Raw genomic sequence first — 951 nt, 5'->3', positions numbered from 1 at the left:
ATTCTCAACATTTTTGGCAAAATATTTTGGGAAAACGGGAGCCTGAAATAGTTCTCTTCAAGCTCCCGTTTTTGTCACTTATTTTGAGAATTCTGCTTTAAGAATTTCCTTCTCGCTATCCGTCAATTTCGCATAGGAGTTAATTATCTCTTCCGCACTTCCCTCTCCATTTTGAAGTCTTACTTTTATTGAATTAACGAATATTACTTTCTTCCATGCTTCCATAAAGTCAACCTCCCATTATTTGAGCAAGTGCTACTGACATGGCATCAATCAACTGCACGTTATTATCTACCTTACGTTCTAAATCACTTTTTTTCAACAGCCTTATTGTAATCAGATTATCAATTAGAGCTGGCTCTGCCGTCACCTCTTCTGAAACGGTATGGCCTTCTTCATCCACAATAGCTGACCAGCCCCCTATAGCTTCTTTAACAATATAATCATTCTGAATGTTATATGTATCTAACTTAGAATAATTCATGTACTGATTTTCGAGGATTCCCTGGTCTGACATCAAAGTAAGTGTAGAAAGCTCACTCTCTGTCTTGAAAAGTTTCAACAGGTCAATTTCCTGGGCCTGAGACTGTAATATTTGAACTTCTAGGGATGGAACATTTTGGTTCCTTATTACATTAAAAACTGGAACGGATATTCCTGTCATAGTGACCAATCTTGACATCACATTTCCTCCTCTTCTTCTGAATCATCTATACCGTTGTTATTGCAATCAGATGGTCCCCCTTTACCACTTTGATGTTTTCCCGGAAATGGTACATTTGCCGGCGCATCATACAGATATGGAGTTGGCTGCTTTTCTGCAAAATCCGGTCCTATTTCTTTCTTCTGTTTTGACATAATCTTGTCCTCCTTGTTTTTGAATAAATATTTAGACTTTGTGGTTATATAAATGATAAAAATCAGTGCATAGTATCACGCAATACGGATTTA

General features: G+C 37.1%; 3 protein-coding genes. All 3 read right to left on the bottom strand.

All coding sequences use genetic code 11. The annotated features are described in order from the left end of the window. Positions 1 to 78 precede the first annotated feature (78 nt). From LI015_RS27945 to LI015_RS27935, 3 genes are read right to left on the bottom strand one after another with little or no spacing between them, the layout of a single operon-like run. The gene (locus LI015_RS27945; protein WP_002593045.1) at positions 79 to 225 is read right to left on the bottom strand and encodes a hypothetical protein; all 147 of its coding nucleotides are present in this window, start codon (positions 223 to 225) and stop codon (positions 79 to 81) included. Between the two features lie 4 nt (positions 226 to 229). Further along, the gene (locus tag LI015_RS27940) at positions 230 to 682 is read right to left on the bottom strand and encodes a hypothetical protein (RefSeq protein WP_002595063.1); all 453 of its coding nucleotides are present in this window, start codon (positions 680 to 682) and stop codon (positions 230 to 232) included. Then, positions 682 to 858, bottom strand: a complete 177-nt coding sequence (locus LI015_RS27935) for a hypothetical protein (protein ID WP_002593043.1) — start codon at positions 856 to 858, stop codon at positions 682 to 684. The genes LI015_RS27940 and LI015_RS27935 overlap by 1 nt, the downstream gene beginning before the upstream one ends. Between the last annotated feature and the right edge of the window lie 93 nt (positions 859 to 951).

It is taken from the genome of Enterocloster sp. 210928-DFI.2.20, assembly GCF_020554465.1.
Classification (GTDB): domain Bacteria; phylum Bacillota; class Clostridia; order Lachnospirales; family Lachnospiraceae; genus Enterocloster; species Enterocloster bolteae.
This window is presented reverse-complemented; position numbering and strand designations above follow the sequence as displayed.

Coding starts and splice junctions, on each gene's coding strand:
- LI015_RS27935 (WP_002593043.1), bottom strand. CDS start 858: ATGTCAAAACAGAAGAAAGAAATAGGACCGGATTTTGCAGAAAAGCAG.
- LI015_RS27940 (WP_002595063.1), bottom strand. CDS start 682: ATGTCAAGATTGGTCACTATGACAGGAATATCCGTTCCAGTTTTTAAT.
- LI015_RS27945 (WP_002593045.1), bottom strand. CDS start 225: ATGGAAGCATGGAAGAAAGTAATATTCGTTAATTCAATAAAAGTAAGA.